The sequence below is a fragment of the Micromonospora parastrephiae genome (genome assembly GCF_016802865.1).
GTDB lineage: Bacteria > Actinomycetota > Actinomycetes > Mycobacteriales > Micromonosporaceae > Micromonospora > Micromonospora parastrephiae.
The window spans coordinates 1-13,577 of the sequence record NZ_JAEVHM010000023.1; the positions used below are offsets into that span (position 1 = coordinate 1).

Annotated in this window: 13 protein-coding genes and 2 pseudogenes; 8 read left to right on the plus strand and 7 right to left on the minus strand. The window is 71.3% G+C overall.

The annotated features are described in order from the left end of the window. The 5 genes and pseudogenes from JNW91_RS07645 to JNW91_RS07665 all read right to left on the minus strand — a co-directional run. The coding region (locus JNW91_RS07645; protein WP_407664273.1) for a hypothetical protein at positions 1–919 on the minus strand (919 nt) is incomplete at its 3' end. 1 nt (position 920) lies between these two features. Beyond that, the gene (locus tag JNW91_RS07650) at positions 921–1,409 is read right to left on the minus strand and encodes a peptidase associated/transthyretin-like domain-containing protein (protein WP_203174200.1); all 489 of its coding nucleotides are present in this window, start codon (positions 1,407–1,409) and stop codon (positions 921–923) included. Then, on the minus strand, positions 1,406–1,993 hold the full coding sequence (locus tag JNW91_RS07655; RefSeq protein WP_309244277.1) for an RNA polymerase sigma factor: 588 nt from the start codon (positions 1,991–1,993) through the stop codon (positions 1,406–1,408). The genes JNW91_RS07650 and JNW91_RS07655 overlap by 4 nt, the downstream gene beginning before the upstream one ends. A 19-nt stretch (positions 1,994–2,012) precedes the next feature. Further along, positions 2,013–3,179 (minus strand): S8 family peptidase, encoded by a 1,167-nt coding sequence (locus JNW91_RS07660; protein WP_203174202.1) that lies wholly within the window; start codon positions 3,177–3,179, stop codon positions 2,013–2,015. A 428-nt stretch (positions 3,180–3,607) separates the two neighbouring features. Continuing rightward, positions 3,608–4,579, minus strand: a pseudogene (locus tag JNW91_RS07665) (UDP-N-acetylmuramate dehydrogenase); the annotation flags it as partial. 150 nt (positions 4,580–4,729) lie between these two features. On the opposite strand from JNW91_RS07665, the gene JNW91_RS07670 reads away from it, so the two are divergent. From JNW91_RS07670 to JNW91_RS07705, 8 genes are all read left to right on the plus strand, one after another. Further along, complete coding sequence (locus tag JNW91_RS07670) at positions 4,730–5,488, plus strand: maleylpyruvate isomerase family mycothiol-dependent enzyme (RefSeq protein WP_203174203.1); 759 nt, start codon at positions 4,730–4,732, stop codon at positions 5,486–5,488. A gap of 181 nt (positions 5,489–5,669) precedes the next feature. After that, positions 5,670–6,977 (plus strand): ABC transporter substrate-binding protein, encoded by a 1,308-nt coding sequence (locus JNW91_RS07675; RefSeq protein WP_203174204.1) that lies wholly within the window; start codon positions 5,670–5,672, stop codon positions 6,975–6,977. Positions 6,978–7,047: 70 nt separating this feature from the next. Beyond that, positions 7,048–8,040 (plus strand): carbohydrate ABC transporter permease, encoded by a 993-nt coding sequence (locus JNW91_RS07680; protein WP_203174205.1) that lies wholly within the window; start codon positions 7,048–7,050, stop codon positions 8,038–8,040. Continuing rightward, positions 8,037–8,870, plus strand: coding sequence for a carbohydrate ABC transporter permease (locus JNW91_RS07685; RefSeq protein WP_203174206.1), 834 nt, complete (start codon positions 8,037–8,039; stop codon positions 8,868–8,870). The genes JNW91_RS07680 and JNW91_RS07685 overlap by 4 nt, the downstream gene beginning before the upstream one ends. Then, positions 8,867–10,246, plus strand: a complete 1,380-nt coding sequence (locus JNW91_RS07690; RefSeq protein ID WP_203174207.1) for a GH1 family beta-glucosidase — start codon at positions 8,867–8,869, stop codon at positions 10,244–10,246. Before JNW91_RS07685 ends, JNW91_RS07690 begins: the two co-directional genes overlap by 4 nt. An 18-nt stretch (positions 10,247–10,264) precedes the next feature. After that, complete coding sequence (locus tag JNW91_RS07695; RefSeq protein WP_203174208.1) at positions 10,265–11,272, plus strand: LacI family DNA-binding transcriptional regulator; 1,008 nt, start codon at positions 10,265–10,267, stop codon at positions 11,270–11,272. A 178-nt stretch (positions 11,273–11,450) separates the two neighbouring features. Continuing rightward, positions 11,451–11,636 (plus strand): hypothetical protein, encoded by a 186-nt coding sequence (locus JNW91_RS07700; protein ID WP_203174209.1) that lies wholly within the window; start codon positions 11,451–11,453, stop codon positions 11,634–11,636. Between the two features lies 1 nt (position 11,637). Beyond that, positions 11,638–12,534 carry a GNAT family N-acetyltransferase gene (locus JNW91_RS07705; protein WP_203174210.1) on the plus strand — a complete coding sequence of 299 codons (897 nt, stop codon included), beginning with the start codon at positions 11,638–11,640 and terminating at the stop codon, positions 12,532–12,534. 45 nt (positions 12,535–12,579) lie between these two features. Here the strand turns inward: JNW91_RS07705 and JNW91_RS07710 are convergent. Together JNW91_RS07710 and JNW91_RS07715 are read right to left on the minus strand one after the other, a co-directional pair. Then, positions 12,580–12,726: pseudogene (locus JNW91_RS07710) on the minus strand (macro domain-containing protein); the annotation flags it as partial. Position 12,727: 1 nt separating this feature from the next. Beyond that, a complete protein-coding gene (locus JNW91_RS07715) occupies positions 12,728–13,519 on the minus strand; it encodes an EI24 domain-containing protein (protein WP_203174211.1) in 792 nt (263 codons plus the stop codon). Between the last annotated feature and the right edge of the window lie 58 nt (positions 13,520–13,577).

Here is a 13,577-nt window from a genome sequence, read left to right on the forward strand (position 1 = left end):
CCGCGCCTGGTCGACCTCGCCGACCGCCTGGTCGGCGCGCAGCTCGAGCAGGGCAGCCAGGGCCGCACGGGCGGACGTTGGTACGGCCGAGGAACGCGGCACGGGCGCGTCGGGCCCACCGCGCGGCGGCGACCGGCTCGCCGGCAAGCAGGGCCGCCTCCGCGCGAACCTGGAGAGCATCCGCGTACGTGTGTCCGAGCTGCTGCTGCGTCGCCCGCTCCACCGCGCTGGCGAGTTGCCGTTCGGCCTCGCGGTACAGCCCGGCCGCGACCAGCGCGCGGGCCCGTTCCACGGCCAGGTTGGCGAGCCGGCCCGGCGCGAGCACCCGGTAGTCGGCGTCGGACTGGGCGAAGGCACGCAGCGCGGCGGGCAGGTCACCGGCGATCACGTCGAGGCAACCCAGGTTCGTCCGCGCCATGGCCACATGCAGGCCGAGCCCGTGCCGGGCGGCGACCTCGGCGCAGCGCCGCAGGTCGGCCCGGGCGAGCCGGACGTTGCCCGCCTCCAGGTGCACGAGGCTGCGATTGTTGAGCGCCTTAACCAGATCGGGCGGGTGTGTCAGGTTGCTCAACAGGTCAATGGACTCGTCGTACTGGCGCAGCGCCTCCGCGTTGCGGCCGCTGCGTTTGAGCAGCAGGGCCCGCTGGCCGAGCAGGATCGGCCGCTGCGGCGGAGCCACGAGTGCCTCGGCCTCGTCCAGCAGTCGGAAGCCCAGCTCCACCCGGCCTCGCTCGGACTCGGCCCAGGCGAGGCTGATCAGCAGGCGGGCGTGGATGTCGCGCAGGGCGGGGTGGCGCTTTGCCAGCCGCAGGCCCGCCCGCAGTTCCCGGGCGGCCCGCCCCGGCTGGCCGGCGTCGCTAGACGCCAGGCCCGCCGCGTGCCAGCGGGTGGCTCGGCGAGCGAGTGCGGCCGGGTCCATGTCACAGAGTGAGGGCCGGCGTGACCACCTGCGGTGCGTGCTCACCCCGCGCCGGGTGCACCACCACCTGCGCCAGGCCGTGCGGCACGCCGTCCAGCACGAACCGGCCGGACGCGTCGGACTCCACCGTCTGGGACGGGTCGGGCGCGGGGTGCCGCAGCTCGACCCGTACGGCGGCGCCAGGCGCGAGCCAGCCGTCGATTCGGACGAGGCCGTCGGGCCGGTCCACGATCGTGATCATCACGGTTCGGCTCTCCGCGTCGAAAGTCAGGGTGCGGGTCCGTTCCGTGCCACGCACCGCGCCGACGAGATGCTCTTCGCGCAGCCGGGCGACGTCCCGGTCAACGTCGTCGAGTGCCAGTACAAGGCGTACCCGGTCGTCGAGGTCGGGGGGCGGCGGGTCGAGCCGGGTGAGCACCGCGGCCAACTGGTCCAGGATCGCCTGGTCCAGGTCGTCGAGCGGCTGGTCGGCGGAGTGCGGGGCGGTCATGTCGGGCTCCACGTCGAGTCGGCGGCCAGCATCTCCCGCAGCTTTGCCAGGCACCGGCCACGGGTCGGCCCGATGCTGCCGCGCGGCATGCCCAGCGCCTCGGCCACCACCGTGTAGTCGGGGCGGTCGACGTGCGCGACGATCCGCAGCAGCGCCCGGCACCGCTCCGGCAGCCGCGCGACGTGCTGCCATAGCGCCCGGTCACGTTCCTCCGACAGCAGCAGCTCGGCCGGGCCGGGATCCGGGTCGGGCGAGGACTCCAGTGTCGCCGCATCATGCGGTGTCTGCCGCTGTGTGAGCCCACGTACACGCCAGGATTCCCGGCGGGTGGTGGTCACCAGCCACGCGGTGAGCGCGCTCGAGGACCGTATGGTGTGCAGTCCGCGTACTAGCTCCAGCCAGGTCGTCTGGACGACATCGGCGGCCTCCTCGAGGGCGAGGCCCTGTGCCCGGGCGACGCGCCACAGCAGCGGGTTGAGTTCCCGGACCACCTCGTCGAGGGCGTCCCGGTCGCCCGCCCTGGCCCGTTCGAGGCGCTCGCCGAGGCGTGCCGCGCGGTCGAGCGATGCGCCCGCGCGGTCCACCGGCACATTGGACATGGCGTCAGTCCGGCAGCCGCACGGATGCCGGCACCAGCCCCTGGGCGAGCTGGCCCGCGTACCGGGCCGCCGCGAACGACGTGCCGCTCCAGTAGGCGTACGCGCCCTGCACGGTGACCGGTGCCGTGGACAACGGCATGATGCTCACCGCGTTGGTGCCCTCGTGCCACTGGCGCACCCATACCCCGTGGTTGCTGTATGCCGCCCGGGCGGTCGGCGAGGCGCAGGCCCCGACGCTGATCACGGTAAGCGTCGGGTCGACGGCGAAGGCAGCCGGATAGACTGGGCTGTCCGTACCGCCGTTCCCGGCCGAAGCGACCACCGGAACGCCCCGGTCCGCCAGGCGTTTGAGCGCCTCCCGGACCGGCTCCAGCTCTTCCTCCTCGCCGACCCCCGGGCGGCCGAACGCGGTCAGTACGACGTCGACCCGGTGGCCGTCGCAAACCCGGTCCGCCAGCCAGTTCAGCGCGTGTGCCGCGTTCAGGTCGCTGACCCGGCCCGCATCGTTCATCACCCGCAACGAGAGGGTCCGCGCGTCGGGCGCCTTGAGGCGGACCAGCCCGGCGAGGAAGGTGCCGTGCCCCCAGTGACTACCGAAGTCCGGCCCGTCTGTCTCCTCGCCGTGGCTCTCCTGGCCGGCGATCTCCGGAATGGTGCGCAGCGGCGTCCATCCCTGCGCCTCCTCCCAGTACGGCTCGCCGTCGGTCTCCACCAGCCAGTCGTGCTCCCGCACCCCGGTGTCGAGCAGCGCCACCACGGGCCGCCCGGCCGGGAACTGGCTGGCCGGGCGCCGTATGGGCTTCGGCATCATCACGTAGTCGGGCGCCGGAAGCCAGGCAACGGTGCCATGCCCACTCTTGCAGCCGCTGGCCCGGAAGTACGGGTAGAGATTCTCCTCCAGCCGGGCGTCGTCCTCCACGGTCGCGGCCGTGCACTCGTAGTCGGTCAGGCACTCCGGCACGTCGGCGTCGGCTCGGCCGGCCAGCCGGCGGCTGGCCCGGGCCACGGCCACCGGGTCACCCTGGACGGGCAGTTCCACCAGTTCGACGGCGGGCGGTGCGGGGGCCGCCGGCGGGGACAACGGCCGGCCCAAACCGGCCTCGGCCAGCAGCCCGTTGAGCCGCTCGACCGTCTCCGGACGCTCCGCCACCCACGCAGGCACGAGCACCACGTCAGGACGGTAAGGGGGGCGGGACACCTGACCTCCCAGTAGTACGGCCGAGTCACTCAGGACGTCCCGCGCCCTGCGCGGGTCGGTAGTCACCAGCCCAGTTGAGCACGTTCCGCTGCAGCCGCCAATGGCCCAGCCGGCGCATCGACGATAGCCATCCGATGTGTATCTCAGGGGCCCGTCCGCTCCCTTGCTACAGATGGACCTGCGCCCACGGCTTGTGCCTTCACCTTCGGCGTCGACACAGGATGGACCTGCTGGGCTGAAGCGGGCAAAGATGGACACCGGCTTCGCCTGGATCGACGTGTCGGCCGGTGCTGGCCACGATCATCCTGCGCCTGCGGAACCGCACCTACCGGCGCATCCACGACGAAGAGACCGTCGACGCGACCGCGACGACATCCCCGACGTCTACCAGCAGCCTGCCGGGGGTGGAGGGTCACGCCGAAGCGGGTATGCACCGTGTCGCGGATGGTGGCGGCCAGGGTGAGCAGGTCACTGGTGCTGGCCGTGCCGCTGCGGTTGGTGAGGGCCAGGGTGTGCTTGCCGGAGATGGCCGCGCCGTCCGGGCCGGGGTGCCCCTTCGCGAAGCCGGCCTTGTCGATCAACCAGGCCGCGCTCACCTTGACCATGCCGTCGGCACCGGGCCAGTTCGGCGGGTCGCCCAGTTCGGCGGCGCGTTCCCGGAGCGACTCGTACGTTGCCCGGTCGAGGACCGGGTTGGTGAAGAAGGAGCCGACCGAGCGGGTGTCGGGGTCGGTGGCGTCGAGCACCATGCCCTTGCCGGCGCGTAGGCGCAGCACCGCCGCGCGGGCGTCGGCCAGCGGCACCTGGTCGCCGACCTCGACGCCGAGCGCCCGGGCCAGTTCGGCGTACCGCACCGGGCCGGAGAGCGGGGACCGGGCGAGTCGGAAGTCGACGGACAGCACCACCCAGCGGTCCCGGTACTTGAAGATGCTGCCCCGGTAGGCGAACTCGCAGTCGGCGGCGGGGATGACGTGGCGGCCGCCGTCGGCCCGGTCGTACACCTCGACTCCGGTGATCGTCTCGGCGACTTCCTGGCCGTACGCGCCGACGTTCTGGATCGGGGTGGCGCCGGTCGAGCCGGGGACGCCGGAAAGGCACTCCAGCCCGGACCAGCCGTTGGCGACGGTGGCGGCGACCAGGTCGTCCCACGGTTCGCCGGCCTCGACGCGTACCGTGACCGACCCGGCGTCCTCGGCGATGACGCGCAGGCCGCGGGAGCGCACCAGGACGACGGTGCCGGGGAAGCCTGTGTCGCCGATCACCACGTTGCTGCCGCCGGCCAGGATCAGGACCGGCTCGTCTGCGGCCCGGACGGCCTCCACGATCTCGTCGGCGCTGGTCGCGGCCATGATCCGCCCGGCCGGCCCGCCCATCCGCAGCGTGGTGTAACTGGCCAGTGGACCAGGGATGGCACGATCGGCTTCGGTTGTCGGCTGGGCGTAGGCGTCTGACACGTCTTTCACCTTAGGCTGAGGAGTAGCCGTGGCACCCACTGGTGGCTCGGCACCCCCGGGAGGATGGCGATGAGCAGACTGCAGGGCAGCAAGGATTTCTGGATCGGTGCGCTCCGGGCGGAGGGGCCGGCCTTCGCCGCGGCGGTGGCCGAGGCGCCGCCGGAGACACCGGTGCTGTCCTGTCCGGGCTGGACAGTCAACGATCTCACCCTGCACCTCGCCGGCATCTACCATTGGGTTTCTTCGGTCGCCGGCTCCGGCCTAACGACTGTGCCGCCCCGCCGGGAACGGGTCGAGGCGGAGCCCGGCGTGAGCCCGTTGCAGCTCTGGCAGCAGGGGTACGACAGGCTGATGACCCTCTTCGACGGGCTCGACCCGGAGGCGCCGGCGTGGAACTGGGCTCCGCAGCCGAAGCGGGCGGGTTTCTGGCCGCGCCGGATGGCGCACGAGACGGCGGTGCACCGCTGGGACGCTCAGCTCGCCATCGCCGCCGGTGAGCCGGTGGAGGCGAAGCTCGCGGCCGACGGGGTGAGCGAGGTGCTGGACACCTGGCTGCCGGCGGGCCGGCGGCATGTGCAGGGCGACTGGCACGGCGTGGTGCAGCTCGCGGCGACCGACGCGGCTCAGGAGTGGTATCTGCGGCTGCGCGGCCAGGGGGTGGCGCTGCTCGACACGGCGACCATCCTCGACCACGATGATCACCATGCCCGGGTGCAGGTCACCGGCACCGCGAGCGATCTGCTGCTGGCCCTCTGGGGCCGGGTGAGCTTCGAGACGTTGGACGTCACCGGCGACCGCAGCCTGCTCGACGGTCTGCGTCCCGACTGACCGGTCTGCGCTCTGGCGAGGGCGTCACCCCAACGGGGTGACGCCCTCGTTCGTGTTGGCAACCATTCGGCAACTTTGAGAGAGCGCTCTCTTGACAGTGCCGGGGGGACCCCCCACCCTCGTGCGAGAGCGCTCTCTCATTACCGCCGCCATCGACCACCTTGAGAGGGGTCCGAATCCCATGGCTGTCTTCCCGCGCCGCCGCCTCGCAGCGGTGGCCCTCGCCGCCACCACCGCCCTGCTCGTCACCGCTGGCTGCGGCGGCGGCGACGAGCAGGGCGGGGACGGACCGGTCACGCTGACCGTCGACGTCTTCGGCCAGTTCGGCTACGAGCAGCTCTACCAGGAGTACATGGCCGCGCACCCCGACGTGAAGATCGTCGAGCGAGGCACCGGCACCAACCTCGACGAATACTCACCGAAGCTCACCCAGTGGCTCGCCGCCGGCCGGGGCGCCGGCGACGTCGTGGCCATCGAGGAGGGCCTGCTGGTCGAGTACAAGGCGAACCCCGGCAACTTCGTCAACCTGCTGGACCACGGCGCCGCCGACCTCAAGGGCAACTTCCTCGAATGGAAGTGGAACGCCGGGCTGACCGCCGACGGCAAGCAGCTCATCGGCCTCGGCACCGACGTCGGCGGCATCGCCATGTGCTACCGCAAGGACCTCTTCGAGAAGGCCGGCCTGCCCACCGAGCGGGACGCGGTCTCGAAGCTCTGGCCCACCTGGCAGGACTACATCGCCACCGGGGAACGGTTCGTCGCCGCCAAGACCGGCGCGTCCTTCCTCGACGCGGCCACCAACACCTTCAACACCATCCTGCTGCAGACCGCCGGCAACACCACCGGGTACAGCTACTACGACACCAGCGACAAGCTCGTCGTCGACAGCAACCCGGCCGTACGGCAGGCCTGGGACACCACCATGGACATCGTCGACTCGGGCCTCTCCGGGAAGTACGGATCCTGGTCCGAGGAGTGGGTCTCCGCCTTCAAGCAGTCCAAGTTCGCCACCATCGCCTGCCCCGCCTGGATGACCGGGGTCATCGAGGGCAATGCCGGCCCGACCGCCCAGGGCAGGTGGGACATCGCCCGGGTGCCCGGCAACGGCGGCAACTGGGGTGGATCGCACCTCGCCGTACCCAAGCAGAGCAAGCACCAGGCCGAGGCGATCGAGCTGGTCAAGTTCCTCACCAGCGCCAAGGGGCAGATCGGCGCGTTCAAGGCCAAGGGTCCGCTGCCGTCCTCCCCGCAGGCGCTCGACGACCCCGCGATCACCGGCGCTTCCAACGCGTACTTCTCCGGAGCGCCCGTCGGCACCATCTTCGGCGCCGGCGCGAAGAGCCTCAAGCCGGTCTACATGGGCCCGAAGAACCAGGCCGTCCGCACCGAGGTGGAGAACGCCGTGCGGACGGTGGAACTCGGCCAGCGCAACCCGGGGCAGGGCTGGACCGACGCGGTGACCAACGCGAAGAAGGCCGCCGCCAAGTAGCCCGAGCCAGCGTGCGGGCGGGCCCGGGAAGCCGAGGTCCCGCCCGCACGACGGAAAGGAGTCCCCGGGCATGACCGTCCAGCTCGACGCCCGTCCGCCGGTCGCACCGGCACCCGGTAACCAACGCCAATCCTCGGGTCGGCTCAGCCGGTTCGACACCCGCTTCTCGCCGTACCTCTACATCGCCCCGTTCTTCCTGCTGTTCGCGGTCTTCGGGGTCTACCCGCTGGCGTACACCTTCTGGGTCTCCCTGCACGACTGGGACCTGCTCGGCACCGACCACCCGTTCGTCGGCGCGGAGAACTACACCCGGCTGCTCGCCGACGTCGACTTCTGGCACGCGTTGGTCAACACGCTGGGCATCTTCGTGATCTCCACCGTGCCGCAGTTGCTCGCCGCGCTCTGGCTGGCCAACCTCCTGAACCGGGGGCTACGGGCCCGCACCGGCTGGCGGATGGCCGTGCTCGTCCCGAACGTCACCTCCACCGCCGCCGTGGCGATCGTCTTCGGGGTGCTCTTCGGCCGCGAGTTCGGCATGGTCAACTGGCTGCTCGACCTGGTCGGCCTGGACGCGATCGAGTGGAAATCCAACCGGTTCGCCTCCTGGGTGGCCATCTCCGCCATGGTCGACTGGCGGTGGACCGGCTACAACGCGCTGATCCTGCTGGCCGCGATGCAGGCCATCCCCCGTGACCTGTACGAGGCGGCGGCGATCGACGGAGCCAACCGGGCCCGGCAGTTCTGGTCGGTCACCGTGCCGCTGCTCAAGCCGACGATCATCTTCTGCGCCATCATCGCCACGATCGGCGGGTTGCAGCTCTTCACCGAGCCCCGGATGTTCCATTCCGGCACGAATCCGATCCGGGGCGGACCGCTGCGCGAGTCGCAGACCCTGACCATGTACATGTTCGAGAACGCCTTCGCCCCGCACTACAACTTCGGGTACGGCTCGGCGGTCGCCTGGCTGCTCTTCGCGCTCATCGCGATCGTCGCGGCGGTCAACGTGCTGGTCCTGCGCCGCCTCGGTGGCGGGCCCGGCCCTCGGAAGGGAGCGGCCCGATGAGCCGGCTCTGGCGGGCCAGCCCGCTCACCTACCTCGCCCTGGTGTTCGCCGCCGGCCTGTCGATTTTTCCGATCTGGTGGATGTTCGTGGTCGCCAGCCGTTCCAGCGACGCCATGGGGCAACTGCCGCCCCCGATCACGCCGGGCGGCAACCTGGGGGCCAACATCTCCCGGCTGTTCGACAACACCGACGCGTACTTCCTGACCGGCCTGATCAACTCGGTGATCGTCGCGACCACGGTGACCGTCTCCGTGGTGTTCTTCTCCAGCCTGGCCGGGTTCGCCTTCGCCAAGCTGCGGTTCCGCGGCCGCAACGCGCTGCTGCTGGTGATCATCGCGACCATGATGGTGCCGACGCAGCTCGGCGTGATCCCGCTCTACCTGCTGATGACCCGGCTGCACTGGAACGACCGGTTGCCCGCGGTGATCGTCCCGGTGCTGGTCACCGGGTTCGGGGTGTTCATGATGCGGCAGTACGCCGGCCAGGCGATCAGCGACGAGCTGATCGAGGCCGCCCGGATGGACGGCTGCGGCACCGCCCGGATCTGGTGGCACGTGGTGCTGCCCGCGCTACGCCCGGCCGCCGCGGTGCTCGGTCTGCTCACGTTCATGACCACCTGGAACGACTTCCTGTGGCCGTACGCTGTGCTGAACGACCCCGCGAATCCGACCGTGCAGCTCTCCCTGCGGGCGCTGTCGGACGGGTACTACCAGGACATGTCGCAGGTGTTCACCGGGACAGCCATCGCGACGCTGCCCCTGCTGCTGGTCTTCGTGCTGTTCGGCCGCCAGATCATCGGCGGGATCATGGAAGGTGCGGTCAAGGCGTGAACGAACTCCGTTTTCCCGAGCATTTTCTCTGGGGGGCGGCCACCGCCGCGTACCAGATCGAGGGCGCGGCCCGCGACGACGGCCGCGGTCCGTCCATCTGGGACACCTTCAGCCGTACGCCGGGCAAGGTGTACCAGGGCCACACCGGCGACGTCGCCTGCGACCACTACCACCGGTACGCCGACGACGTGGCGCTGATGGCCGAGCTGGGGCTGCGGGCGTACCGCTTCTCGGTCTCCTGGCCCCGGATCCAGCCCGACGGCACCGGTCCGGCCAACCCCCGTGGGCTGGACTTCTACGACCGGCTCACCGACGCGCTCCTCGACCGGGAGATCGACCCGATCGTCACCCTGTACCACTGGGATCTGCCACAGACCCTGGACGATCGGGGCGGCTGGACCAACCGGGACACCGCCGAGCACTTCGCCACGTACGCCACCGCCGTGTACGCCCGCCTCGGCGACCGTGTGGACGTGTGGACCACCCTCAACGAGCCGTGGTGCTCCGCGTACCTCGGTTACGGCAACGGGGTGCACGCCCCCGGCGAGCAGGACCCGGCGGCGGCCTTCACCGCCGTACACCATCTGCTGCTCGGGCACGGCCTGGCGGCGCGGGCGCTGCGCGCGGCCGGCGCGCGCAGCGTGGGCATCACCGTCAACCCGGCCGACGTACGGCCGGCCGACCCGCAGAGCGCGGCGGACGCCGCCGCGGTCCGCCTGGTCGACGGCCTGCACAACCGGATCTTCCTCGACCCTCTGCTGGCCGGCGGCTACCCCGACGACGTACGCGAGCACGTGGCGCGCATCGTCGAGCCGACGTTCATCCGCGACGGTGACGAGAAGCTGATCGCCGCCCCCATCGACCTGCTCGGCATCAACTACTACGCGCCCAGCTACGTCGCGGGTCGACCGGACGGCGCCGGCAACGGCGCGTACCCGGGCACCGAGGGCGCGGTGCACTTCCTGCCCGCGACCGGGCCGCTCACCGACATGGGATGGATGATCGAACCGGCCGGGCTGACCCGACTGTTGGAGCGGATCGCCACCGACTACCCCGGTGTGCCGCTGCTGATCACCGAGAACGGCGCGGCGTTCCCCGACAAGGCTGGCGCCGACTCGCCCGACGGTCCGGCGCAGGTGATCGACACCGATCGGATCTCCTACCTCGACGGGCACCTGCGCGCCGCGCACGAGGCGATCTCCCGGGGCGTGGACCTGCGCGGTTATCTCGTATGGTCATTCCTGGACAACTTCGAGTGGGCGGAGGGTTACCGCAAGCGGTTCGGGATTGTGCACGTCGACTACCTGACCCAGCGGCGCACACCGAAGGCCAGCGCCCGGTGGTACCAGGAGGTGATCTCCCGGAACGGGCTGTGACGAGCGGGGGGAGTCGCGATGACGACGGCGCACCGGCCGACGCTCGAGGCGGTGGCGGCACGGGCCGGGGTTTCCCGGGCCACCGTCTCCCGCGTGGTCAACGGCTCCACCACCGTCGCCGAACCGATCCGCGAGGCCGTCAACCGGGCCGTCGCCGAGCTGGGGTACGTCCCCAACCTGGCCGCCCGCAGCCTGGTCACCCAGCGCACCGACTCGATCGCCCTGGTCATGCCGGAGGCGGCCACCCGCGTCTTCTCCGACGACCAGGTCTTCCCCGGCATCATCCGCGGCGTCAGCCAGGAACTGGAGGCGGCCGACAAGCAACTGGTGCTGATGCTGGCCGGCTCACCGGCGGGGCACCACCGCGTCGAGCGGTACACCACCGGCCGCCACGTGGACGGGGTGCTGTTCGCCTCGCTGCACGGCGCCGACCCGCTGCCCGGCACGCTGGCCCGGCTCGGCATCCCGGTGGTGTGCAGCGGCCGGCCGCTCGGTGACGTGCCGGTGCCGTACGTCGACGTCGACCACGTCGGCGGGGTGACCGCCGCCGTCCACCACCTGATCGACAGCGGTCGCCGACGGATCGCCACCATCGCCGGCCCGCAGGACATGGTCGCGGGGATCGAACGGCTCACCGGTTACCGCACCGCCGTGGCCGCCGCCGGGCTGCCCGAGCTGGTCGCCGTCGGCGACTTCACCCGGGAGTCCGGGGGCGCGGCGATGCAGCGGCTACTCGCCGACCACCCCGACCTGGACGGCGTCTTCGCCGCCTCCGACCTGATGGCGCACGCCGCGCTGCGGACGCTGCGCGAGGCCGGCCGGCGGGTGCCGGAGGACGTGGCGGTGGTCGGCTTCGACGACATCGAGACCGCCGCCTACACCGAACCGCCGCTGACCACCGTCCGGCAACCGATCGTGGAACTCGGCCGCCGGATGACCCGTCAGCTGCTCCGGCTGGCCGCCGGGGAGACCATCGAGCCGGTGGTCATGCTCCCCACGGAGCTGATCCGACGCGCCTCCGCCTGACCCGCGTGCCCGCGTGCCGAGTGCCGCGTGCCCGCTCCAAGATCCGCACAACTTCATGGAAATAGTGGCCTCACGACGCCCGGAGGCCACTATTTCGATGAAGTTGGTGCCTGCGATCGGGGTGGACGGCGCAGTTAATGCGTCGCTCTCACGGGAGATCGTCGTTAGCCTCGCCGGCATGCCGGACCCTGTCGCGCTGCTGCACGTCCCCGCCCTCTCCGACGTCGCCGAGTACGCGGCCACCATCGACTCACCTGCCCGACTGGTGTTCACCGCCGGGGCGTGCCCGCTGGTGGCCGTGCTCGGCTACACCGACCAGCTCACCGAGGTCGAGGCCGTCGCCGCCGTCCGGATGGCGGTCTGAGATGCGGATCCGTGTGGCGCGTCCCGATGATGCCCCGGCCGTGGTGGCACTGCGGGCGGTGGTCTTCCCGTACCTGGTGCGCGGCGTCGAGTCGACCCAGAAGATGATCGCCGAGCCGATACCGGGAAGGGGATGGACCGCCTTCGTGGCCGAGGTCGACGCCAAGATCGTCGGATGGGTGACGGCGCAACGCAACCCTTCGACCTCGACGCCGGACTTCGGTGACATCAACCTGCTGCACGTGCACCCGCAGCACCGGCGACGCGGTATCGGCACCGCGCTGCTGACGACCGCGACAGGTCACCTCGCCCCAATGGGGGTCCGCCGGTTGCGCACCTTCGCCCAGCCAGAGGCGCTGCCGTTCGCCCGTCGGCACGGCTTCGAACCCAGCCGAGAGCTGCGTTTCTCGGCACTCGACCTGATTCCGGCCCCCGCGCTGCCCGACCCGCCGCCGGGCGTACGGCTGCGCCCGCTCGCGGACATGGACCCGCACCTCCTGTACGAGGCGGACGTGGCCTCGGCGGTCGACGAGCCGGGCGATGTACCGGTCGACGCGATGAGCTACGAGAGCTGGCGGTACGACGTCTGGGAGAACCTCGGCCTCGACCGGACGGCCAGCACCGCCGCCGAGGTCGACGGAGTGGTGGCCGCGTTCAGCGTGGTGAAGCGGGACGGCGACCGAATGTGGTCGGACTACACCTGCAGCGTTCCAGCGTACCGGGGCCGAGGGCTGGCCCGACTGGCCAAGACGGCGGCACTGCACCGAGCCGCCGCCAACGGCGCACGCATCGCGTACACCTCGAACGACGAGGCGAACGCGCCGATGCTCGCGATCAACGCCCGGCTGGGCTACCGGCCGGTCGCAGCCGAGTGGTCCTGCCTGGCCGAGCTGACCTGATCAGCAGTCACCCCTTGAGCCGGGTGATCAGCACCCGCCCTCTAGGCGACCATGTTGTTGAAGACCCGGTCCTCCGCGCCGGTGGATCGCGCCGTCGACTCCGCCGCCGCCGAGCAGCGACGAGTTCGCGGCGTTCACGACGGCGTCCACGCGCTCGGTGGTGATGTCCCCGTCGACCAGGGTGATCTCCATGTCAGCGCTCCTCGGTCGACTGGCCCAACGATCGGCGGGCCAGCAGGGTGGCACCGGCGACCGCCGCCGGCATGATCAGCACCGCGCCGAGCGGGATGAGGAAGCAGAGGAAGACCGCCACCCCGAAGCCCAGCGCGGCCGGCCGGTCCGCCTTGAGGATCGTCCGACGCTGCGGCAGCCGCATCCCCCGCCGGTAGAACGGCGCCCCGACCAGCTCCACGGCGAGGAACCAGCCACCGACCGCCGCCCCGATCACCGGTACGACCGTCTGGCCGACCACCGGGATGAAGCCGGCGAGGAAGAGTGGGATGCCGACCAGCGCGGTGAGCGCCACCAGGCGTACCGAGTCGGCGATGCTGCGGCGCAGCGACGACCAGAAGGGGACCTCCACCGCACCCGGGGTGCCGCCGAGTCGCTCCTCCACCCGCTCGGAGATCTTCTCGTAGAACGGGTCGCCGATGACCAGGGTCACCGCCGTGAAGGTGAGCACGCCGAGGAGCCCGCCGAGCCCCAGGAAGGCCAGCCCCGCGATCACCCGGACCAGGCTGCGGGCGGAGGTCGACCAGTCGTCGGCGAACGGGGTGACCAGGGCGGCGAGGTCGTCCACGAAGTACACGAGGGTGGCGAACGCGGCCACGAACAGCACGCCGGAGATCAGCGCCGGCACGATGCCCAGCAGCATCAGCCCAGGGCTGCGAACGTAGAGGCCGAACCCGCGCAGGAGCAGCCCCGCACCCGCGAGGAAGCGTCCGACGACCCCGGTCACCGGGCTGGCGATTTTGCTGACATCCACGATCGAGCAGCCTAACGACCGGTGATCGAATCCGCCGGGTGGCGAGCGGGCAGGATGG

What these genes read in the sequence shown, in the direction of transcription:
- JNW91_RS07700 (WP_203174209.1), top strand. Translation starts at nt 11,451, where the DNA reads ATGCCGGACCCTGTCGCGCTGCTGCACGTCCCCGCCCTCTCCGACGTC.
- JNW91_RS07695 (WP_203174208.1), top strand. Translation starts at nt 10,265, where the DNA reads ATGACGACGGCGCACCGGCCGACGCTCGAGGCGGTGGCGGCACGGGCC.
- JNW91_RS07705 (WP_203174210.1), top strand. Translation starts at nt 11,638, where the DNA reads ATGCGGATCCGTGTGGCGCGTCCCGATGATGCCCCGGCCGTGGTGGCA.
- JNW91_RS07675 (WP_203174204.1), top strand. Translation starts at nt 5,670, where the DNA reads ATGGCTGTCTTCCCGCGCCGCCGCCTCGCAGCGGTGGCCCTCGCCGCC.
- JNW91_RS07685 (WP_203174206.1), top strand. Translation starts at nt 8,037, where the DNA reads ATGAGCCGGCTCTGGCGGGCCAGCCCGCTCACCTACCTCGCCCTGGTG.
- JNW91_RS07670 (WP_203174203.1), top strand. Translation starts at nt 4,730, where the DNA reads ATGAGCAGACTGCAGGGCAGCAAGGATTTCTGGATCGGTGCGCTCCGG.
- JNW91_RS07680 (WP_203174205.1), top strand. Translation starts at nt 7,048, where the DNA reads ATGACCGTCCAGCTCGACGCCCGTCCGCCGGTCGCACCGGCACCCGGT.
- JNW91_RS07650 (WP_203174200.1), bottom strand. Translation starts at nt 1,409, where the DNA reads ATGACCGCCCCGCACTCCGCCGACCAGCCGCTCGACGACCTGGACCAG.